We start from the raw sequence: 18,864 nt of genomic DNA on the forward strand, positions 1-18,864 counted from the left end.
ACCGCGTGGTGCGCTGGTTGGAGACGTCGATCGCCGAGCCCCCCTTCGCCGGGCGCCGGTCAGCCGATCTGCTCGACACCCCCGAGGCCGGAGCGGTGCTGTGCCGCCTGCGCGCCTGGCTCGACGCGGCAGACGGGCGCGTCAATCGCCGGAGTGGCCGCGCGTGACCGCCGACACGCTCCTTCCCGTCGCGCTGGACCCGGCCTTGCCCTCCGCGGATCTGGCGGCGCTGGTCGCCGAGGCCCAGGCCTTTGTCCAGCGCGCCAAGGCCGACAAAACCCGCACCATCTACCGGACGGCGTGGCGGCGCTACGGCGCGTGGTGCGATGCGCATGGGCTCGATCCGCTGAGCCCGGATCCGCGCCAGCTGGTGCTGTTCGTCACCGAGCTGGCGCGCGCCCTCAAGACCGCCTCGATCCGCACCTACCTGTCCGGGGTGGCCCACCATTTGCGCCAGGAGGGGGTGCCGGTCGACCTCCAGCACAAAGCCATCGTCGAGGTGCTCGCCGGCGTCGCCCGCACCAAAGGAACGCAACCCACCAAGGTGGCGCCGCTGCTGCCGGAGCTGATGCGCCCGGTGCTCGCCGCCCTACCGGCCAGCCCGCTCGGCGCCCGCGACGCCAGCCTGCTCCTCACCGGCCTGCACGGCGCCCTGCGCCGCTCCGAGATCGCCGTCCTCGATCGCGCCGACGTCGATATCCAGCCACGGGGTGTGCTGGTGACGCTGCGCCGCTCGAAGACCGACCAAGCCGGCCGCGGCGCCGTGGTGCCGCTGGTGGCGGCGCGCGAGGCGGCGGTGTGTCCACGCGCCGCCCTGCTGCGGTGGCTCGCGGTGCGCGGCGATGAGCCCGGTCCGCTCTATGTGCAGGCGACGCGGGTTGGGGACCTGCGCGACGGGCGGCACCGGTTGTCCGACCGCGCCGTCGCCCGCATCGTACAGAGCGCGCTGACCCGCGCCGGGCGTGACGCCACCGGCTATGCCGGGCACAGCCTGCGCCGCGGCCTGGCCACCGCCGCCGCCCAAAAGCAGCACACGTTGGCCGCCATCATGAAGCAGACCCGCCACAAGTCGGCGGACATGGCGCTGTCCTACGTCGCCGATGTCGAGCTGTGGGCCAGCGTGTCCGACGGTCTGTTCGACTGAGTGGTACTGTTCCGGGTCGACTCTTTTCGGTCACGCATAGCTCGGCTTCAAACCGGGTTTCCTCGTGCAACCAGAGGAGGGTGGGGGGGTGTGCTGACCGATGCGACTATCCACGTTCCCACCTCGATCTTCGTGGTCCAACTCCCTGAAGGCATACCCACCAACCCGGCCGCCTATCTCATGTATCTCCCCGCAACCGTTCCAAAACGCTGAAGAATGTTCCCAATTAGCACTCTTAGGCATTGCGCAATGTTTTTTCGACTTCCAAGATAAATGTTATCTAAATATCTTGAACCAATCAGGAGTGGAATCTAGAACAAAACATGAAATTCTGATTTGAAGGAGAAGACCTTGAGTTTTGTGGATAAAGACCAACTGATCAATGATATCTGTGATGCCATTAAAGGCATACAATCTTATACTCCGAAAGTTGGTGTTTTTGGAAGCTCAGGTGTTGGGAAATCAAGCTTATGCAACGCGCTTTTTGGGAAGGATGTCGCGCCGATTAGCGATGTTGAGGCCTGCACCAGAAAGCCTCAAGAAATCCTCATCGGAACCAGCGATGGTAAATCAGGAATTGTTCTTGTTGATGTCCCAGGGATTGGTGAAGATCAAGAACATCACAGAGAGTATACGGAACTTTACAAAAGCATCGTCCCGGAATTAGATTTAGTTTTGTGGGCTATCAAGGCTGACGACAGAAGCTATGCTTCCGGTCTTGATGCATATAAGTCTGTATTTGGATCTGAAAGCCGCCCTCCCGTTATTTTTGTAATTACGCAAACTGACAAGATTAGTGATGCCGACGACTGGGATCGTCAAGAATATAAGCCGGGAGGAACTCAAATACATAACATCACAGAGAAAGAACATGACGTTTCAAGGCGCTTTGAAGTGTCAACAAAGAACATCATTTCTGTTGCAGTATCTAAAAAGGGCAAATCTTATAACTTGATGCCCCTTATCGATCTTATCGTTGATGTTCTCCCAAACGAAAAGAAATATTCTTTTACACGCGAGGCAAAGGAAGAAAATGTAAGTGATGAAGCAAAAAAAAATGCAGCAGAAGGAATCTGGCAGTCTATTAAGAATGTTGCAGGTGAGGCTTGGGATAGTGTGAAGAATGAGATCCCAAAGATTATCGTTGCTCATGGTCCGAAGCTGATAGCTTTGCTTGGAATTTGGCTGAAACGGCGTTTTTGAGAGCATCGCACTGCGAGGCGTTGCTGCGGTAGCTCAACGTCCGCGGTGACGGTCCCGGTCCGCGTTGCCTACAGGCGGCGCGGACCAAGGTTTGACGCCACCGGCTATACCGGCGACAGCCTACGCCGCGGCTTGGCCGCCGCCCGGAAGCAGCACACGCTGGCCGCCATCATGAAGCAGACCCGACACAAGTCGGCGGACATGGCGCTGTCCTACATCGCCGACGTGGGGTGTGGACCAGCGTGTCCGATGGCCTGTTCGACTGAGTGGAGTCAGGCTACGGAGGAGTAAGGAGCGTTAGCCCGGTCGCTCTTTCTCTTCCTCACACGCCAGGTGTCGAACCGCGGAGGGGTGGCGACGTGCTGTTGTGATCTGCTGGCTGCGCCTGTCCGAGTTCGTCTAGAACATGCTGATAGTCGCCTGATGGCAGCGCGCGTGGATCCTCGGCCATGTGCCGCAAGGCAGCAAGGCCGGCCTCGGTGAACCGCGCTCGCAGCCAGTGGGCACCGTCATCCCGCAGCTCCAGCAGTCCACGGTCCAGCATCCCCTGGATGATCGTCCCGGGTTTAGGCTGACCCTTGTTCGGTCCGGTGGCCCACCGCTTCACCAGGATGCCGTTCTCCAGCCGGGGGGCCTGACCAAAGCGCACCATGAATTCGTTGCGGATCAAGGCGCGTTCCCGTGGCGTCAAGGTGGTGTCGCTCACCGGATCCTCTCCCTCAGTCCTGTCCGCGTGAGACGCGGAACCAATGCTCGGCATACTGCCGGCACAATTCCGCCTCCACGCCATCTCCGATGCGTTCGGCATCGGCGGCCCGGCCAAGCCACTGGGCCTGCTTCTGGACTGCCGATCCAGTGACCCGGACCGGCGCAGGACGGACTCCACCGGCACCGGCAGACCGTGCCGTGCTGACCCTAGGTTGAGACGCTTGGCCACTGCGGGGGATGAGTGCTGACATTCAACCTATCGGGTGTCTTGGAGAAAACAAAGGGACGGCTTGGATGACCCAGTGCCGTTCCTCAGCCATTAGGCATTTGCGCTTTCCTGACTTGGCGTCGCCAGAGTCTATCACACCGTCGATGGTCGTGGCGGTGCTCTATGATCTCGACTGCCCGCAGGTCAGGCTTCCCGACAAACACCCGCGTCAATGCAAGCCGCCAAGACAATGTCGGTGAGCGGCTGATGAAGCTCCTCGGGAAAGGTAACCGTCGGGCTCCACTGTCCATCAATGTCCCGATGAAGGGGCGAGGTGAGAGAGGTGGCATGATTGCCATCCATGATCTCTCTCGATACACGGAGGCCTCGAACCTTGAACTCGACGCCGTGGATGACAATGACGACATCAACCAACGCCAGAAGCTTCCCACCAACAGGAGCTTTCCGGACCCTGACGACTTCAGCCAGGACTGTCTCTTCTTCACTCACTACAGTCTCATAATGCTCTTTACGGGTTGGTTATGCTGAAGGGGGCTGCTCTGGTCAATGCTCCCGACCGCCAATCCGACAGCTCTCTGCATTTCAGCGGCGCCCCAGTGGTCAAGGGCAGCGGTGGCTGGACCGTTGACATCACCAAAATCCGGGCTGAGGTGGGCGACCCCCTGAAAGCCCGAATGGCACTCGGGACGGTGGATCGGCGCCCAATATCAACCAGCATCTGTACTCCAACATCTTGTTGGTTCATCGAAGGAAGAAGCTTGGTGATGGTTCTCCATCAGCGTCGACGCAGGGCCACCCTACACAGGAAATTCTATCAGCTGATCAATGATATAGCTCGTTGATCTGTATGGCTGCAGTTGGCCGTCGACCGCGAATGCGGCTGGCCCGGCGTTCGGGAATCCTGCACAATCCCGGCATGAGCGGGCAAGCCATCGTGTCATCGACGGAGTCCCTGGCCGGGCTGGTGGAGCGCGTGACTTTCCACAGCGCCGAGACCGGCTTCTGCGTGCTTCGGGTAAAGGTCCGCGGGCACCGCGACTTGGTTGTCGTCGTCGCTCACGCCGCCATGATCTCATCCGGTGAGTGGATCCAGGCAAGCGGCAGCTGGGTCAACGATCGCACCCACGGCCTCCAGTTCAAGGCCACCTTCCTGAAGGCGACCCAGCCGACGACGCTGGAGGGCATCGAGAAGTACCTGGGCTCCGGCATGATCAAGGGCATCGGCCCGGTCTACGCCAGGAAAATGTTGAAGGCGTTCGGTGAGGCGGTGTTCGACATCATCGAGGCCGAACCCGGTCGCCTGCGCGAGGTCACCGGCATTGGGCCCAGGCGGGCCGACCGCATCATCAAGGGATGGGCCGACCAGCGGGCGATCAGGGAGATCATGCTGTTCCTGCACGCCAACGGCGTCGGCACCTCCAGGGCGGTCCGCATCTACAAGACCTACGGGCAGGAGGCCATCCAACTCATCACCGAGAACCCATACCGGCTGGCCCGGGACATCCGTGGCATCGGCTTCAAGACCGCTGATGCCATCGCGGCCAAGCTGGGCATCGAGAAGACGGCCATGGTCCGCGTCCGGGCGGGCATCGGCTATGCCCTGGCCGAGGCGATGGACGAGGGGCACTGCGGCCTGCCGGTGGAGGACCTGGAGAAGCTGGTCAGCGACCTCCTGGAGGTCGGCACCGACTTGGTGGCCGAGGCGCTGACGGACGAGCTTCGCGACGGCGCCGTCATCGCCGACCAACTGGAGGGCAGGGACTGCGTCTTCCTGGCTGGGCTGTACCGGGCCGAGCAAGCCATCGCTGCCCGGCTGCGGGGCCTTGCGGGCGGGACGCTGCCCTGGCCCGCCATCGACATGGACAAGGCGCTGGAATGGGTGGCAGGGAAGACAGGACTGACGCTGGCGCCGAGCCAGCGGGAGGCTGTCCGGCTTGCCTTGGCATCCAAGGTCATGGTCATCACCGGCGGCCCAGGCGTCGGCAAGACGACCCTGGTCAACTCCATCCTGAAGCTCCTGGCCGCCAAGCACATCCGCATCCTGCTGTGCGCCCCGACCGGCCGGGCGGCCAAGCGGCTCTCGGAGAGCACCGGGCTGGAGGCCAGGACCATCCACCGGATGCTCGCCTTCGACCCGGCAGCTGGTGGCTTCAAGCACAGCGAGGAGAACCGACTGGAGTGCGACCTGCTCGTCGTCGACGAGACGTCCATGGTCGATGTGCCGCTGATGAACGCGTTATTGAAGGCAACCCCCGACAGGTCGGCCCTGATCCTGGTCGGCGATGTCGACCAGTTGCCGTCGGTGGGGCCGGGGCAGGTGCTGGCCGACGTGATCGCATCCGGCGCCGTGCCCGTAGTGCGCCTGACCGAGGTCTTCCGACAGGCGGCGGCCAGCCGCATCATCGTCAATGCCCACCGCATCAACCAGGGCCAGATGCCGGATCTGACACCCATAGAGGGCTCGGACTTCTACTTCGTCGAGGCGGCGGAGCCCGAGGATGGTGTCCGCAAGCTCATTGAAGTCGTCAGGAATCGGATCCCGAAGCGCTTCGGCTTAGACCCCGTGCGCGATGTCCAGGTGCTTTGTCCAATGAACCGTGGGGGCCTCGGCGCCCGATCGTTGAACGTGGAACTCCAGGCGGTGCTGAACCCGCCTGGCGATGTCCGGGTGGAGCGCTTCGGCTGGACCTACTGCTTCGGCGACAAGGTGATGCAGACCGAGAACGACTACGAGAAGGAGGTCTACAACGGCGACCTGGGCATCATCACCGCAATCGATCCCGAGAACAGCGAACTGTTGATCGACTTCGACGGCCGTGAGGTCGCTTACGACTTCGGTGAACTTGACCGGGTGTCGCTGGCCTATGCGACGACGATCCACAAGAGCCAGGGCTCGGAATACCCGGCCGTTGTCATCCCGCTGGCGATGCAACATTGGACGATGCTCAGGCGCAATCTCGTCTACACCGGCGTCACCCGCGGGAAGAGGCTGGTTGTCATTGTGGGACAGCGGAAGGCGCTTGGAATGGCCGTACGATCACACCAGGAAGGGCGCCGGTGGTCAAAGCTGAAGGAGTGGCTGTTGGCAAAAGCAGCCTGACCGGTGCGGGACCGTTGTCCTCTTCCACAGGGGGAGCACGTCCGCTCCGGAATAGCTTGCTTCCCCGAGCAGGGGGGCGGCGCGTTGTCATCCCTATCAGCGATGACGGAAACGATTTCTCGGCACGGGTTGGGCGGGCGCGACAAGGTTGCCCAGGGCTTGACGGGGGCGGATGGCTGGTGGTCGCGCGGGGGAGGCAGGTTGCTCGGAACACTGGACCCGCGAGAGGCGGGTGGAGATCGAACCTCTCTGGTCCCGTGTTCCTCCAGCTCTCCAGCTTCCGGCCGTCTTCCGTTATGCTGTCGGGCGCCAACTCCGGCGGACCAAGGACGTCGGGATCAGCATCCGCTCCGCCGTAGCTGTCTTTAGTTGATAATGGCGATGTTGTTTAGCTGACACCTATCGCGCTGCCCTCAGGGAAGCCTACGGAATGACCGGGCGCCTATCCGCAATGCCTACTCGCTCCGGCTGCGCTTGGGCTGTTAAAAAAGCGGCGGCAGGCGGGACGGACCCCGGCGCCGGCCGGTGGCTGTTGGCCGGACCAGACCGCCCTGCATATCGGCGATTGAGCGGAACGGCAGGGGCGGGGCTTGGCAAGCGGGCTGCAGGAAGGCGAGATCAGGCAAGCCCTCCTGGAGGGCGGCCGCATCCGTAACGTTCTCATCGTCTCCAAATGCGTCGGCGCCGCCGTCGAGCACCTGGCCTATCTGCGGGCGAGCTGGCGGCGCGATTTCCTGCCCCTGCGCACCTGGAACGACCGCGCCGACTTCGGCTTTCGCGGCTGCATTCCGGTCTACATCGCCGGCGACCCCGAGCTCGCCCGCTACAAGGCGTTGGCCCGGGAACTGCCGGTCGCCGGCCCGCTGCCGCCCCACTGCGGCACCGCTGGGCTAAGGGGGTGAGTAGCAATGGAATGGGAAACCTAGGTAAGCCCCCACCAAGCTGCAGCAGTCTGTCCGATTCGCACTTCATGCCCCTGCCTATAGAGCTAAACGTCTCCAACCAAACCAACTTATTCACAGGAATCTGGTTGCGAGAGAGTGGAGTCTGGTTGGCACGAATCAGCTTATTCAGTGGAATCTGGTTGCTAAGCAAATAGATATAATTCAAATAGCTTTCGAATAGCCTCGCAACCAGATTCCACCATTGACCGGAGCCATTGGCATCTGCCGAATGCGTGCCATGGGGAACATCCACCATCTCATCACAGCCCATGGGCTGGAACGTGCACGCGACCTTGCCGACACCAAACTGGAACGGCAAGAACTGGAGATCGCTGCCGCCGTCCTCGCCGATGAAGGTGAAAGCCTGGGCATTTGCCATGCGGGCTTTGCCCTGACCTCCCTGCCTCACAAGAACACACCAGAACGGCTGTGGCGCAGGGAGGGGCACCGCGTCACGCTGCTGGTGGAATCTGGTTGCACGGAGAAAGGCGAGCTGATCGGCGTGCCCTACGGCTCCAAAGCGCGCATGATCCTAATCTACCTCCAGACCCAAGCCATCCGGACAGGATCGCGGGAGGTGGAACTCGGGCGATCCATGAAGGCATGGATGACCGCCATGGGGATCGGTGCCATAGGTGGCGCGACCTACAAGGCCGTGACCGAACAGGCCAAGCGAATCTCTGCCTGCCGCCTGACCTTCTTCAGCGATCAGGGCGGCGCTCGCCAACGTGATAATGGCGCGTTCGTTGACAGCGCGATTGAACTGACCGGTGCCCTGAACGACGACGCTCAACCAATGCTGTGGCGTGAGACGGTCAAGCTCAACGAGGCGTTCTATCACTCCCTGATTGAACACCCGGTGCCGGTCTCGGAAGCCGCGCTGCGGACCATCGGCAACAAATCCCTGTCGATCGACATCTATGTGTGGCTCGCCTACCGCCTGCATAGCCTCAGCAAGCCAACACCCGTCTCCTGGCAGGCACTGTACGCGCAGTTCGGCGCCGGCTGCGCTTCTCTGCGCACTTTCAAGCAGCCGTTCACCGAGGCGCTGCGCATGGCTCTAGCCGCTTATCCGGACGCCCGGGTCGGAGTGGAATCTGGTTGCATCATGCTGCACCCCAGCCGGCCGCCGGTCACGAAGCGGCTGGCAGGGGCCGTGTCATGAAGATCATCGCTGTTGTCTCGCCAAAGGGCGGCAGCGGAAAGAGCACGCTGACACGCAACCTCGCTGCTGCTGCTGCTGGTGACGGGGTACCGGTGGCGGTCATCGACACTGATGCGCAGGGGACTTCCGCCGAATGGGCCCGTGTGCGGGCTGATGCCGACGCTGTGCCAGTTCCAGGGTTCACCGCCGAAACCTCCGCCGCGGCGCGACGGGCTGATGCGGCTGGCGCACAGCTCGTCCTGGTCGACACCCCCACTGCAATCGAGAAGGACCCGGAGGGCTTCAAGGCCTTGGTGCTGGCGTCGGAATTGGTGGTGATCCCCACCCAGGCGCTGCCTGACGATGTACGCTCGGTCGAAACGATCATGCGCGCCGTCCAGGCTCTTGATCGGCCGGCGATCTACTGCCTCAACCGGGTGAAGCCGCGGGTAAAAGAGACCGACGGAGCTCGCCTCCGGCTGATCCGCTCCGGCGATGTGGCGGCGGCGGCGATCCCCGACAGCGTCGACGTGGTGCGCGCGATGGCTAATGGCTATGGCGTGACGGAGGTCGGCGGACGCGGGGCGGATGAGGTCGCCGCGCTGTGGCAGGAAGTCCGGCGGAGGATCGGCCTGTGACACCGACGGCAAAGCCGGCCCGCAAGAAGCTGGGCTCAGCATTCGGCGACGATGGCTTGGTGCCGGCAGAGCGCCACCGGGACACCCGCGGCGATCTTCTGGTGTCTGCCCGGATCAAATTAGAAACGCGTCGCGAATTTATAGAGGAAATCGGGCGCCTGTGGAAGCGGGCGAACGACGCCTTCCTCGACGTCGGCCGCCACCTGATTGAAGCGAAAGCGCGCCTGGAGCATGGTGAGTTCGGCGAGATGGTGGAGCGGGACATGCCGTTCAGCCACCGCACGGCCAACATGCTGATGAAGGTGGCGGAGGCGGTCGACACTGGTGCGCTGCCCTTCCCCGCCGATCAGCTGCCCCCTTCATACGCGACGGTCTACGAGGTTGTGACCTTGAAACCGGAGGAACAGCAGCAGGCTGTGGCCGCCGGGTTGGTCAATCCTACCGTGCGGCGCGAAGACGTCGTCGCGTTCCGCCGGCAACTGCGCGTGCAAGCGTCGCGGCCGACCAGCTCACCCAGCCGAAAGGCGCTGGAGAAGGAACTAGCAAAGCTAAAGGTGGAGGAGCGCCGCATCCGGGAGCGACGCACTGAGATCGAACATATGCTGTCCAATTTGGAAGACTGATTTATCAGCAGAGCCGATGCCGTTCCGGCGTTCCGCATTGAGTATCCAGTTCGCCCTGCGATAGTTCATCCGGCACCCTGTGATGGAGCGTAGCGCAGTCTAGCAGCGCATATGCTTTGGAAGCAGAGGATCGCGGTTCGAATCCTGCCGGATCTACCATGCAGCAGTCCACACGGGTTTCCCTGTTTTTTGCCGGTCGCCCCGTCCGGTCTGCCCCCTCTTCAGAGGAACCACTGGTCTGAGGCCCCGTTCAGGAGAGGGGATCAACGCCAAGGTGAGACGATGCCGTCCTCGCACCGCAAGATCATGATCAACCGGGCGCCGGTGCTGACGCTGTGGGCCGCCGTGGTGGCGGAGCGGTTGGGCCTGGACCGGGACGAAGCCCTCACCCTGGGCAAGGCTCTGTCGGGTCTCACGGCGCAGGCGAAAGGCGTCCGGCTGGGGATCTATGAGCCGACACCGGAGACGGTGGGTGATCAGCGCAAGGCACTCCAGCTGGGCGAGGAGATTCCCATCGACCTGATGGGGCGATCGATCCCCGCCGTACACACCAAGGACGGCCTGCGCGCGGTGCGCCACGGCAAGCCGATCACGCCGGCGAGCGTAGAGCGGTACCTGGGCAGCAAGTTCGGAGCGGATCTGGAGGAGGTGCGCCACGCTATGACAGGGCTGGCCCACTCCATGCCAGCGGCGGACCTCGCCCGGCAAGCATTCCGCCTGTACGAGGCGTTCCGACCGGAGGTGAAGGCTGGCACGGCCGGCTGGGGCGCAGAGGGCGAATTGGACTTGGCGAAGCTCATGCGCGCTGCCCATCTCCCCTGATCAGCTGCCCCCGTCATACGCGACGATCTATGACGTCGTAACTTTGAAGCCGGAGGACCAGCAGCACGATGCTGGTCCGGCGTTCCGCATCAAGCATCCAGTTCCTCCTGGGATGGTTCAACCAAGCGCGGCCACCTTGGCGGTGAGGATCGTGCGAACCTGGAGGATTTTGTCGGCATCGACCTTGACCGACAACGCCGCCCGCGGCTTGCGGCCGAGGAAGAAGGCGATGCGCTCGGCGTTGGCGCCGCTCGGGTGGGGCAGGCCGGCGAGGACGCGGGCAGAATCGAGCACGCCTTGGCGGGCGAGCGCCTCCACCGCCTCGGCCACCTTGAGCCCGAGCGGCACCACCAGGGCTCCGGGTAGTGCCGCCAGTTCCGTTGCCAACCCGGCCTGCAGCTGCTCGCGCAGGAGGGGCGTGGTCAGCATCGACGGCGCGCCGCTGTAGTTGGCACCGTCGACGAACACCGGGTTGCGCAGCGCCGAGGTGAAGTGGACCAGACCAGCGTCCGCACCCCACAAGGAGGCGGTTGAGGCGAGCTCGAGCAGGCGATGAACCCCGATGCCATCGAGCAGGGCGACCAGGTTGCTGCGCATCGGGCCGGAGAAGCTGGCGAAGACCTTGGCGGCGGCGAGGGCGTCGGGGGCATTCAGGCCCTGGCGGAGAGCGCGGCGGGCTTCCCGTAGGGCGTTGCCCATCTGCTGGTGGCCCGGCGTCAACCCAACCAGAACGATCCGGGCACCCGGGGTGACGTGCTCGAACGGGGCGTAGGCGACGTCGATGCGCTTGCCGCCCTGGAGACGGCTGTCGAGGAGCAGACGCTGCGGCTGCCGGATCTCCGCGTCGAGCGCGTCGTCGCTGAGGTCGCGGAGAAGGGGGGCGAAGCGAGCAAACAGGGGCGTATCCATGGTAGCTCCTAGCGGAACAGGGGTTTTGGGGCGTAGGCGCAGGTGATGACCCGGCCGGCGGCGGCAATGACGTAGGCGTTGCGGCTGCGATAGGGCTCCAGCGCCTTGACGAGGGTCGGGCCGGCGCGGTGGCGCAGGGTACGCATGCTGGTGCGGGTCAGGGCGTAGGTGCGGGCGCCATCACCGGCGTCTCGGGACTCGCCATAGTCGAGGATGAGTTCGGCCACCAGCGGCGGAAACGCGCGCGCAGTGGCGCGCTCCCGCGCATGGCGGGTGAAGTTGTGTACCTCAAGCATGATACGGGCCCCTTGGGAGATCAGGAGGATTGGCGCAGAAGCAGTTCGACTGTGCGGCCGGCGACCAATGCCGGATCCAGGTCGAGGGCGGCGGCCAGAGCCACGGCAGTCCCAACGTCCAAATCGGGGGTGCCATTGAGCCAAGCGGCGGTCCGTTCCGGAACCACGGTGGATGCGGTGGCCAGAGCGGCGACCGACAGGCCCTTCTGTTCGGCACGCCGGGTGAGGGCGAGGCTGAGATCAGAGACAGTCCGGGCGGTGCGGAAGTCCAGGTGGGCGGCGTCGGGGGTGTATTCCCAGCAAGTGGTCGGAACGAAACTCCGGCGGCCGGCCAACCACTCCCGAGCAAAGGCGACATCGACAAAGGTCCGGCTGCCTTTGGCTTTAATGCCGGCGGCGGCGAGCGCGTTGCGGACAGCGCCTTCGGTCATGTTGGCCAGCAAGGCCAACTCACGCACTGAGAGCTCAGAGGGGTAGGGGCTTTCGAGCTTCCAACGGGCGTTGGCGGTCGTGATGGCGCGCCGGCACTTCCCGTCCTCGGTCATATAGGGGTGGGTTTCCCCCCCCTCAGCTCCCTGTCCACCGACACGCGGGATACCGTCAATAAAGACAAGGGCATCTTGCAGCAGGTCTTCATTGAAGTGGCGGGCCTCACCGACCTGGAAGGCATAATCGTAGATGATCGTTATCGTGGGCGCGATGCGGAAGGAGTCCAAAGCCACACGGCTTGGGGATTCGGAATGGTATTGCTCAGAGTCAAAGCCGATGAAGGCGGCTGCCGCTTCGGCGCTGCGCGTCATGGCCAGGAAATCGGCGGTGAACAGCAGGATGGTGCGGAGTTCATCCAGGAGTTCTGTGGCGAGAAAGGGAGCTTGAGGAGTGGGGGCCATTGCGTCTCACCATGCGATCGTGCTGCATGGTCACCATATTCTTCAACGGTGAGCGCCACAAGCAGAAAATGCGATCCTACTGCGCGTTTATCATATTCAATGAGCGATCGTTCCTCCAGCTGCGTCCAGGCTCCACAGAGCCCCCCCTTCTCTTATGTGTGATAATGTCCTTTATCACTTATATAGGAGGGGGTAAGCTCTCCTGATCAGCTCTAAGTGCAGAGAGGAACTGAGGTGGCAAAGTTCGAAAAGATATTCGGGATACCGTCCACCCACGTCCTTAAGACTGAGTTCCGCAGCCGTGCCGGCGGGCAGAACGAAAGTTGGACCCACGAAGAATACGATGAGCAGGGAACGTTGGTCGCGCGGTACGAAAGCTGGGCGCATACGACCATCCATGGCACTCCCACAAGTGAGGGCTGGAAGAAGTTTGATCCTGCAGGCACCCTCATCGTTTCGGGCGATAAGCTGCCCCTATGAACCAGATCATTTTCCCGCGCCGCACGGTGGTTACGGCGATCGACGTACTGAACGAGCACCTGACCCAGGCTGACACGTCGCATTTCCTTTTGACGCTCGGTCCGGACGTCAAGGCGGCGGTTCGAGGAGAAGGCGTCAGCGTCCGAAAGCGGATGAACGATCTGATCGGCTTTGTGGACGAGCATCCCGCGCATCCCGTCGATGGTGGGACGTTGGAAGCGGTCATCGTGGAGAAAGCGATGTCCCTGCTTCCGCCAACCGAACCCAAGCGTCCATGGTCGTCGCCGCCACGCCTGACGCCCGCCATGGAGGGCTTCAAGCGCGCTTTGGAGCAGGCGGGCTTCGTTGTCGCCGATGGGGGGCTCAGGCGAGTCCTGCCGGCCGACCTAGCCCTTCCGGAGACCGAGTCCGAACTGGTTCACCTGCTCGATCGGCACGGATTGGCCACGGCAAAGGGGCACCTGGAACAGGCGTTCGATGCGCATGCGCGCGGCAACTGGGCGTCGGCAAACGGTCAGCTCCGCACCTTCTTCGATGCGCTGCTCGACGAGCTGGCCGTCAGACTAGACCCGAGTGCCGGCGCCCTCGGCAGCGGGCAGCCACGGCGGACGAAGTTGGCGGCCCAGGGGTTCCTCAGCAGTGCGTTGAACGAGTGGGATGATAGGGGAATGGGCTTCATCAACGGGCTTGTGAAGCGCCTGCATCCGCAGGGCGCGCATCCCGGTCTCTCGGACGAGGATGACAGCACATTCCGACTGCACATCGTGTTGCTCACGGCGGCGCTGTTGCTGCGGCGCTTCGATCAGATGGCGGGCTCGTGAACCACCTGGAGCCCCTTCCTTCACCACTCCTTTCCGAGTTGGTCACGGCCGTCGGCGAACACGCGGCCGTTCGGTTTCTCGAATTCTTCGCCGTCACCATCCGCAACCCGCACACCCGCCGCGCCTACGTCCGCGGCGTGACCGATTTCCTGAGCTGGTGCGAGGCTGCCGGGGTGCCGTCGCTCACCGCGGTGCAGCCGTTGCACGTGGCGACCTGGATCGAGGGATTGACGCGCAGCCACACGGCGCCGACGGCCAAGCAGCGTCTGGCGGCAGTGCGCGCCCTGTTCGACTGGCTGGTGGTGGGCCAGGTGGTGGCGGTGAACCCGGCGGCCTCGGTACGGGGGCCGCGGCATGTCGTGCGGGTCGGCAAAACCCCGGTGCTGGATCCGGCCGAGGCGCGGGCGTTGCTCGACAGCATCGATGTCGGGACGGTGATCGGCCTGCGCGACCGCGCGCTGATCGGACTGATGGTCTACAGCTTCGCCCGCGTTGGCGCCGCCCTGGCGATGCGGGTGGAGGACGTCTATCCCCAGAGCCGTCGGCTGTGGGTGCGGCTGCGCGAGAAGGGCGGCAAGGCCCACGCCCTGCCCTGCCACCACACGCTGGAGGATTATCTGGTGGCTTACCTGGACGACAGCGGGTTGCGGGACGAGCCCAAAGGGCCACTGTTCCGGACGATCGGCCGCGGCACCAGCCGACTGTCCGACCGGCCGCTGCCGCAGGCGAGCGCCCACGCCATGGTGCGCCGGCGGGCTGCTGCTGCCGGCATCGCCACCCCGCTCGGCTGCCACAGCTTCCGTGCCACCGGGATCACCGCCTACCTGGCCAACGGCGGCACGCTGGAGACCGCCGCTGCGATGGCCAACCACGCCTCCACCCGCACCACCCAGCTCTACGACCGCCGCGGCGATCGGGTCAGTCTGGACGAGGTCGAGCGCATCCGGCTTTGAGGGGCAGATCTGGGGGATGCTGGCCGCACTGGTCCGAGGCCGATACAGCGGTCCCTTCAGGAGGTGCGGTCGGCACGGTTCGCCGCAGGCCGCTTTGAGTGGCACTGCCTTGTGCCCAGACACAAGTTGGATCATAATCCAACTTATGGCGGAATATCTGAAACAACTTGTCTAATGATCCCACTCATCCTCATGGCTCCTGGGGATGTGGCGCGGAGCGTGGCCGCGCGGGCTCGCGCCCGGCGGGTCGCTCTTGGGCTCACCCAGCAGGAGGTCGCCGACCGCAGCGGGGTGAACATCTGGACGCTGCGGCGGTTCGAGGCCAGCGGCAAGCTGGCGTTCGACGCGCTGATCCGCGTCGCCGTCGTGCTCGATGCGATCGAGGCGTTCGGCGCGCTGTTCCCGGAACCGGAGTTCCGCAGCCTCGATGAGGTGATCGAGCGGCCGAAGCGGCAGCGGGGCAAGCGCCGGACGGTGGTCCGATGAAGCATGTCGGCGTTCTGGCGGTGTCGCTGCGCTGGGGGGAGGGCGACGAGGAACCCGTCGGCCGCCTCGCCAGCCGTGACGGGAAAACCTATGTCGAGTTCGACGACGCCTTCCTCGCTTCCGGCCGGGTGCTGTCCTGGTTTCTGCGAACCCCGCGCCCAGGCGTTCTGCAAGGGCCGGACGCGCCGTTCTCCGGTCTCCACGGCGTGTTCGACGACAGCCTGCCCGACGGGTGGGGGCGGTTGCTGATCCATCGCCGGGCGACCACCAGCAAGATCAATCCCCTCTCGCTGACGCCCCTCGACATGCTGGCCTGCATGGGAGAATGGGCGATGGGAGCCCTGGTCTACCGGCCGGAAACCGAGGAGCCTGTGGACACCGGCGCCATCGATCTCGACCGGATCGCCGCGCAGAGCCGCCAAGTCCTCAAAGGGGCGCCCGAGGCGCTCTTCCCCACCTTGCTGCGGGTGGGCGGCTCGCCCGGCGGCGCCCGGCCGAAGGCGGTGGTTTGCCGCGACGATCAGAGCGGCGATCTGATCCATGGCGCCCTGGTGGCGCCGGAGGGCTGGTCGCACTGGCTGGTGAAGTTCCGCGGCAGGGACGACCCGGCGGACATCGGTCCGATCGAGCAGGCTTATGCCGGGATGGCGCGCGCCGCCGGTTTGACCCTGCCGCCCACCCGCCTGCTGCCGAGCGGAAGCCCGAAGACGCCCGCCTACTTCGCAGCGCAGCGGTTCGACCGTGTCGGTCCGGCCGGCCGAACTCACCTCCACTCCGCCTGTGGCCACCTCCACGCCGACTTCCGGCAGCCGAGCCTGGACTACAAGACGCTGATGATCCTCACCTTCCAGCTCACCAAGGATCACCGGCCGGTGGTCGAGATGTTCCGGCGCGCCGCCTTCAACGTGTTCGCCCACAATCGGGATGATCACGGCCGCCAGTTCGCCTATCTGATGGACCGGACGGGCAGCTGGTCCTTGGCGCCCGCCTACGACCTGACCTATGCGGACGGACCCGGGGGCGAGCATTTCACCGCCATCCTGGGCGAAGGGCGGGAACCCGGTGAGCGGCAGCTGCGGGCGATGGCGGCGGAGTTCTCCATCCCGCCGGCCGATGTCACCGGCATCATTGACCAGGTGCGCGGCGCGGTGGACCGCTGGCGCGACTTTGCCGAGGATAGTGGGGTGGGGCGGACCTCACGCAGCCGGATCGGCGCCGTAATCGCGCCGCGGCGGACCGGCAGAAAACCCTGATCAACGACGACACTGAGAGGGACGATGAACATCACCTTGTCCAATCCACCGTCGCGGGCGCAGCGGCGCTTCCTGACGATCGAGGGCGTGCCGGCCTCGACGCCGCAGGAATCCCTCTACGCACAGCATCCGTCGAGCACTCCGACCGGGGTTCCGGGCCAGCAGAAATGGCTGATCACCGATCCGACCCGGGACGCGCCGACCTCCCGCTGGCTTTCCTACCGCGAGACCTGCGTCAGGCTGGTGGAGCGCAACCCGGGCAATCCGCTGGCGGCGGCCTATCTAGAGGCGGCCGAGAGGGTCCTGACCTGGCGGGCGGCGCTGCCTGAGCACCTGCATTTCTGGCGTGAGGACTGATGATGAATACCAACGCCTCAACGCTATCGCTTCGGATGCAGCGGCGTTTGCTCAACATGCAGGGGATGCCGGCATCTTCGATGCTGGACTCGGTCTACGCACAGCATCCGCCGGGAACGCCGACCAAGCCAGTGAAGGGGCCGGTGTCGTGGTTGCTGGACAATCCTAGTCGGGAATCGCCGACGGAGGATTGGCTTGCCTACCGCGCGACCTGCGAGCAGCTCGTGGCCAGACATCCGAACAATCCGAGGGCGCAAGATTGCCTCGACGCGGCTCAGGAGGTTCTGACCTGGCGGGCGGCGTTGCCGGAGCACCTCCATTTCTGGCGTGAGGACAAGCATGAACCAGGAACGCGCTGACCAAGGGGGGCTGAGCTGGAGATTTTCCGTTATCCTGATCCTCCCTCGAACCGCCCTGCGAGGACGTCGGCACGCTCGCCGAGCGTAAGCGCCTTCGACGTGACCCGGTCGGGCGGGGGGACGGTGTGCTGAAACCCTGTTAACGCGCACACAGCGCTTTCCAGCACCGCTCATGCCGGCAGTCAGGGCCGTTTCTTATTACGAAGCTTTTCACCTCAACCTTCGCGAGGGACGCCTCTATGACGACGAAACCGCCCCCTTCACCGACCCCGGCCTTCAAGCCCGCGGGTCCGTCCAGTATGGGCTGGACCGAGACCACGCCGGCTGGGTCGCAGAGGAGGTTGGGGCTTATCGATCTGGCGAATGGAGTGCGGGCAGTGACAGTCCCGTTAACACCTTCGGTGACCGGCCCGGCGAAGCAGCCGCCTTTCGGGCTGCTCTCGGGCAAACGTCCGGTATCTGGCGAGAGCTAGCCGGCCATCCCATGCGAAGACGCGCGCCTTTGCGCGCGCAGCACCAATGGTGAGGGCTAAGGAGAGGGAAGCATGAACGATCCGGCACTCAAGCGTCATCAACGGGCTTGCCTCACCCCGCGGGGTGAGCCGACCGCCTCTGTGGCGGAGTCGATCCTGGTACAGCACCCGCCATCCCTGCCGAATCCGCTTCCGCAGCCAAATCGTTATCTCTGCATCCTGACCCCAAGCAGCTGGTCCTCGACGGCAGAATAGTCCGCATGCCATGCGAGATGGCAGGCAAGAGCCGAAGCCGTCGACGAGGCCACCGACCCCGTGCCCGCTGCCATGGCGCACGCTGCACAGGCGGTCCTGGACTGGCGGGCGGCGCTGTCCGAACAGCGGCAGTTCTGGCGTGAGGACACCCCTGCTTCGAGGAGCACTGACCAGGGGTGCCGAGCTGGAGATTTTCCGTTATCCTGATCCTCCCTCGAACCGCCCTGCGAGGAAGTAGGCACGCTTGCCGACCGTAAGCATCGTTCGGTGTGACCCGGTCGGGCGGGTGGCGGCGTGCTGAAACCCTGTTGACGCGCGCACAGCGCTTTTCAGCGCCGCTTATGCCGGCAGTCAGGACCGGAGACTGCGATGGACCGTCCTTTTTCCATCCCGCACCCCGTGTCGGCTCCAGGCGCCCAAAGGGTCGACCATCACACGGCCGGGACGGTCGCGGAGCGGCAGCCGGCGAGGCAACAAACGTTTTTCGTCCTGTTCAGTCCACCACAGCCAGAGCGATGGATGGCGGCAGGCCGCGTCGGACGAAGGCTGGTTCCTCGCGGTCCAGCCAGGTCGACGGAGCGCGGGCCCGCAGGACCTTGTGCCCTTCGGCAACGCACGCCAGCAGATAATCCTCGATCGACAGCCCGAGATCGTCCGCAACGGCCTTCGCGCGTTCGAACGCAGGCCCCTCCTCGCGGAACCGCAGGGTCACACTCATCACCGCCTCCATCCGACCTGGTTACGCAGGGCCCGTCAGCCAAACACCGCGCGATGCGC

The 18,864-nt window shown here is 64.3% G+C and carries 23 protein-coding genes and 1 pseudogene (1 of these 24 running past the window's edge); 17 read left to right on the forward strand and 7 right to left on the reverse strand.

Translation table 11 applies throughout. The features are described 5' to 3' along the window. The 3 genes from ABNQ40_RS34520 to ABNQ40_RS34530 form a co-directional block, all read left to right on the forward strand. A protein-coding gene (locus ABNQ40_RS34520; protein WP_391349601.1) for a hypothetical protein crosses the window boundary here: on the forward strand, window positions 1-167 show its 3' portion. The gene continues 7 nt to the left of window position 1, outside the view; 167 of the gene's 174 nt are visible here — the last part of the coding sequence; the start codon falls outside the window, past its left edge; the stop codon is at window positions 165-167. Then, window positions 164-1,144, forward strand: a complete 981-nt coding sequence (locus tag ABNQ40_RS34525) for a tyrosine-type recombinase/integrase (RefSeq protein WP_391349603.1) — start codon at window positions 164-166, stop codon at window positions 1,142-1,144. The genes ABNQ40_RS34520 and ABNQ40_RS34525 overlap by 4 nt, the downstream gene beginning before the upstream one ends. Before the next feature lie 336 nt (window positions 1,145-1,480). Further along, window positions 1,481-2,347: a GTPase family protein gene (locus tag ABNQ40_RS34530; RefSeq protein ID WP_391349604.1), complete on the forward strand. Its 867-nt coding sequence runs from the start codon at window positions 1,481-1,483 to the stop codon at window positions 2,345-2,347. Window positions 2,348-2,669: 322 nt separating this feature from the next. Here ABNQ40_RS34530 and ABNQ40_RS34535 read toward each other — a convergent pair whose 3' ends face one another. The 3 genes from ABNQ40_RS34535 to ABNQ40_RS34545 all read right to left on the reverse strand — a co-directional run bounded on the left by ABNQ40_RS34535 (window position 2,670) and on the right by ABNQ40_RS34545 (window position 3,773). Continuing rightward, window positions 2,670-3,053: a hypothetical protein gene (locus ABNQ40_RS34535; RefSeq protein ID WP_391349606.1), complete on the reverse strand. Its 384-nt coding sequence runs from the start codon at window positions 3,051-3,053 to the stop codon at window positions 2,670-2,672. 13 nt (window positions 3,054-3,066) lie between these two features. Further along, window positions 3,067-3,306 carry a DUF4167 domain-containing protein gene (locus ABNQ40_RS34540; protein WP_085086860.1) on the reverse strand — a complete coding sequence of 80 codons (240 nt, stop codon included), beginning with the start codon at window positions 3,304-3,306 and terminating at the stop codon, window positions 3,067-3,069. 161 nt (window positions 3,307-3,467) lie between these two features. After that, complete coding sequence (locus tag ABNQ40_RS34545; RefSeq protein WP_391349608.1) at window positions 3,468-3,773, reverse strand: hypothetical protein; 306 nt, start codon at window positions 3,771-3,773, stop codon at window positions 3,468-3,470. Between the two features lie 427 nt (window positions 3,774-4,200). Here ABNQ40_RS34545 and ABNQ40_RS34550 point away from each other — a divergent pair, with 427 nt between their 5' ends. The 7 genes and pseudogenes from ABNQ40_RS34550 (at window position 4,201) to ABNQ40_RS34580 (ending at window position 10,555) form a co-directional block, all read left to right on the forward strand. Beyond that, the gene (locus ABNQ40_RS34550; RefSeq protein WP_391349610.1) at window positions 4,201-6,384 is read left to right on the forward strand and encodes an ATP-dependent RecD-like DNA helicase; all 2,184 of its coding nucleotides are present in this window, start codon (window positions 4,201-4,203) and stop codon (window positions 6,382-6,384) included. Window positions 6,385-6,628: 244 nt separating this feature from the next. Further along, a pseudogene (locus ABNQ40_RS34555) lies at window positions 6,629-6,757 on the forward strand (IS1595 family transposase); the annotation flags it as partial. A 217-nt stretch (window positions 6,758-6,974) separates the two neighbouring features. After that, window positions 6,975-7,286: a hypothetical protein gene (locus tag ABNQ40_RS34560; RefSeq protein WP_391349612.1), complete on the forward strand. Its 312-nt coding sequence runs from the start codon at window positions 6,975-6,977 to the stop codon at window positions 7,284-7,286. 280 nt (window positions 7,287-7,566) lie between these two features. Next, window positions 7,567-8,493, forward strand: coding sequence for a replication protein RepA (locus tag ABNQ40_RS34565; RefSeq protein ID WP_391349614.1), 927 nt, complete (start codon window positions 7,567-7,569; stop codon window positions 8,491-8,493). Then, window positions 8,490-9,110: a ParA family protein gene (locus ABNQ40_RS34570; protein ID WP_085086852.1), complete on the forward strand. Its 621-nt coding sequence runs from the start codon at window positions 8,490-8,492 to the stop codon at window positions 9,108-9,110. The genes ABNQ40_RS34565 and ABNQ40_RS34570 overlap by 4 nt, the downstream gene beginning before the upstream one ends. Further along, window positions 9,107-9,733 (forward strand): DUF3102 domain-containing protein, encoded by a 627-nt coding sequence (locus ABNQ40_RS34575; RefSeq protein ID WP_391349615.1) that lies wholly within the window; start codon window positions 9,107-9,109, stop codon window positions 9,731-9,733. Before ABNQ40_RS34570 ends, ABNQ40_RS34575 begins: the two co-directional genes overlap by 4 nt. Window positions 9,734-10,015: 282 nt before the next feature. Further along, the gene (locus ABNQ40_RS34580; protein WP_391349617.1) at window positions 10,016-10,555 is read left to right on the forward strand and encodes a hypothetical protein; all 540 of its coding nucleotides are present in this window, start codon (window positions 10,016-10,018) and stop codon (window positions 10,553-10,555) included. Window positions 10,556-10,672: 117 nt separating this feature from the next. Here ABNQ40_RS34580 and ABNQ40_RS34585 read toward each other — a convergent pair whose 3' ends face one another. From ABNQ40_RS34585 to ABNQ40_RS34595, 3 genes are read right to left on the reverse strand one after another with little or no spacing between them, the layout of a single operon-like run. After that, window positions 10,673-11,464 (reverse strand): hypothetical protein, encoded by a 792-nt coding sequence (locus ABNQ40_RS34585; protein WP_391349618.1) that lies wholly within the window; start codon window positions 11,462-11,464, stop codon window positions 10,673-10,675. Window positions 11,465-11,472: 8 nt separating this feature from the next. Next, entirely contained in the window at window positions 11,473-11,760 is a 288-nt protein-coding gene (locus ABNQ40_RS34590) for a hypothetical protein (RefSeq protein ID WP_391349620.1), read from the reverse strand. Window positions 11,761-11,780: 20 nt separating this feature from the next. Next, window positions 11,781-12,650 (reverse strand): hypothetical protein, encoded by an 870-nt coding sequence (locus ABNQ40_RS34595; protein ID WP_391349621.1) that lies wholly within the window; start codon window positions 12,648-12,650, stop codon window positions 11,781-11,783. Window positions 12,651-12,884: 234 nt separating this feature from the next. Between ABNQ40_RS34595 and ABNQ40_RS34600 the strand changes: the two genes are divergently transcribed. The 7 genes from ABNQ40_RS34600 (at window position 12,885) to ABNQ40_RS34630 (ending at window position 17,359) form a co-directional block, all read left to right on the forward strand. Continuing rightward, window positions 12,885-13,130: a hypothetical protein gene (locus tag ABNQ40_RS34600; protein ID WP_391349622.1), complete on the forward strand. Its 246-nt coding sequence runs from the start codon at window positions 12,885-12,887 to the stop codon at window positions 13,128-13,130. After that, complete coding sequence (locus tag ABNQ40_RS34605) at window positions 13,127-13,951, forward strand: hypothetical protein (RefSeq protein ID WP_391349623.1); 825 nt, start codon at window positions 13,127-13,129, stop codon at window positions 13,949-13,951. The genes ABNQ40_RS34600 and ABNQ40_RS34605 overlap by 4 nt, the downstream gene beginning before the upstream one ends. Next, complete coding sequence (locus tag ABNQ40_RS34610) at window positions 13,948-14,904, forward strand: tyrosine-type recombinase/integrase (protein ID WP_391349624.1); 957 nt, start codon at window positions 13,948-13,950, stop codon at window positions 14,902-14,904. The genes ABNQ40_RS34605 and ABNQ40_RS34610 overlap by 4 nt, the downstream gene beginning before the upstream one ends. A gap of 219 nt (window positions 14,905-15,123) precedes the next feature. Continuing rightward, window positions 15,124-15,390, forward strand: a complete 267-nt coding sequence (locus tag ABNQ40_RS34615) for a helix-turn-helix transcriptional regulator (protein ID WP_252141555.1) — start codon at window positions 15,124-15,126, stop codon at window positions 15,388-15,390. Further along, on the forward strand, window positions 15,387-16,643 hold the full coding sequence (locus ABNQ40_RS34620) for a type II toxin-antitoxin system HipA family toxin (RefSeq protein ID WP_391349625.1): 1,257 nt from the start codon (window positions 15,387-15,389) through the stop codon (window positions 16,641-16,643). Before ABNQ40_RS34615 ends, ABNQ40_RS34620 begins: the two co-directional genes overlap by 4 nt. Before the next feature lie 24 nt (window positions 16,644-16,667). Continuing rightward, window positions 16,668-17,000, forward strand: coding sequence for a hypothetical protein (locus ABNQ40_RS34625; protein WP_391349626.1), 333 nt, complete (start codon window positions 16,668-16,670; stop codon window positions 16,998-17,000). Beyond that, complete coding sequence (locus ABNQ40_RS34630) at window positions 17,000-17,359, forward strand: hypothetical protein (RefSeq protein ID WP_391349627.1); 360 nt, start codon at window positions 17,000-17,002, stop codon at window positions 17,357-17,359. The genes ABNQ40_RS34625 and ABNQ40_RS34630 overlap by 1 nt, the downstream gene beginning before the upstream one ends. A 1,221-nt stretch (window positions 17,360-18,580) precedes the next feature. Here ABNQ40_RS34630 and ABNQ40_RS34635 read toward each other — a convergent pair. Then, window positions 18,581-18,805 (reverse strand): hypothetical protein, encoded by a 225-nt coding sequence (locus ABNQ40_RS34635; RefSeq protein WP_391349629.1) that lies wholly within the window; start codon window positions 18,803-18,805, stop codon window positions 18,581-18,583. Window positions 18,806-18,864: the final 59 nt, after the last annotated feature.

The organism is Azospirillum sp. A23, assembly GCF_042938965.1.
Classification (GTDB): Bacteria; Pseudomonadota; Alphaproteobacteria; order Azospirillales; family Azospirillaceae; genus Azospirillum; species Azospirillum melinis.

Excerpts from the sequence above, each read along its gene's own strand:
- ABNQ40_RS34620 (WP_391349625.1), top strand. The coding sequence starts at position 15,387 with ATGAAGCATGTCGGCGTTCTGGCGGTGTCGCTGCGCTGGGGGGAGGGC.
- ABNQ40_RS34565 (WP_391349614.1), top strand. The coding sequence starts at position 7,567 with ATGGGGAACATCCACCATCTCATCACAGCCCATGGGCTGGAACGTGCA.
- ABNQ40_RS34590 (WP_391349620.1), bottom strand. The coding sequence starts at position 11,760 with ATGCTTGAGGTACACAACTTCACCCGCCATGCGCGGGAGCGCGCCACT.
- ABNQ40_RS34605 (WP_391349623.1), top strand. The coding sequence starts at position 13,127 with ATGAACCAGATCATTTTCCCGCGCCGCACGGTGGTTACGGCGATCGAC.
- ABNQ40_RS34630 (WP_391349627.1), top strand. The coding sequence starts at position 17,000 with ATGATGAATACCAACGCCTCAACGCTATCGCTTCGGATGCAGCGGCGT.
- ABNQ40_RS34540 (WP_085086860.1), bottom strand. The coding sequence starts at position 3,306 with ATGTCAGCACTCATCCCCCGCAGTGGCCAAGCGTCTCAACCTAGGGTC.
- ABNQ40_RS34595 (WP_391349621.1), bottom strand. The coding sequence starts at position 12,650 with ATGGCCCCCACTCCTCAAGCTCCCTTTCTCGCCACAGAACTCCTGGAT.
- ABNQ40_RS34570 (WP_085086852.1), top strand. The coding sequence starts at position 8,490 with ATGAAGATCATCGCTGTTGTCTCGCCAAAGGGCGGCAGCGGAAAGAGC.
- ABNQ40_RS34580 (WP_391349617.1), top strand. The coding sequence starts at position 10,016 with ATGCCGTCCTCGCACCGCAAGATCATGATCAACCGGGCGCCGGTGCTG.
- ABNQ40_RS34585 (WP_391349618.1), bottom strand. The coding sequence starts at position 11,464 with ATGGATACGCCCCTGTTTGCTCGCTTCGCCCCCCTTCTCCGCGACCTC.
- ABNQ40_RS34550 (WP_391349610.1), top strand. The coding sequence starts at position 4,201 with ATGAGCGGGCAAGCCATCGTGTCATCGACGGAGTCCCTGGCCGGGCTG.
- ABNQ40_RS34625 (WP_391349626.1), top strand. The coding sequence starts at position 16,668 with ATGAACATCACCTTGTCCAATCCACCGTCGCGGGCGCAGCGGCGCTTC.
- ABNQ40_RS34635 (WP_391349629.1), bottom strand. The coding sequence starts at position 18,805 with ATGAGTGTGACCCTGCGGTTCCGCGAGGAGGGGCCTGCGTTCGAACGC.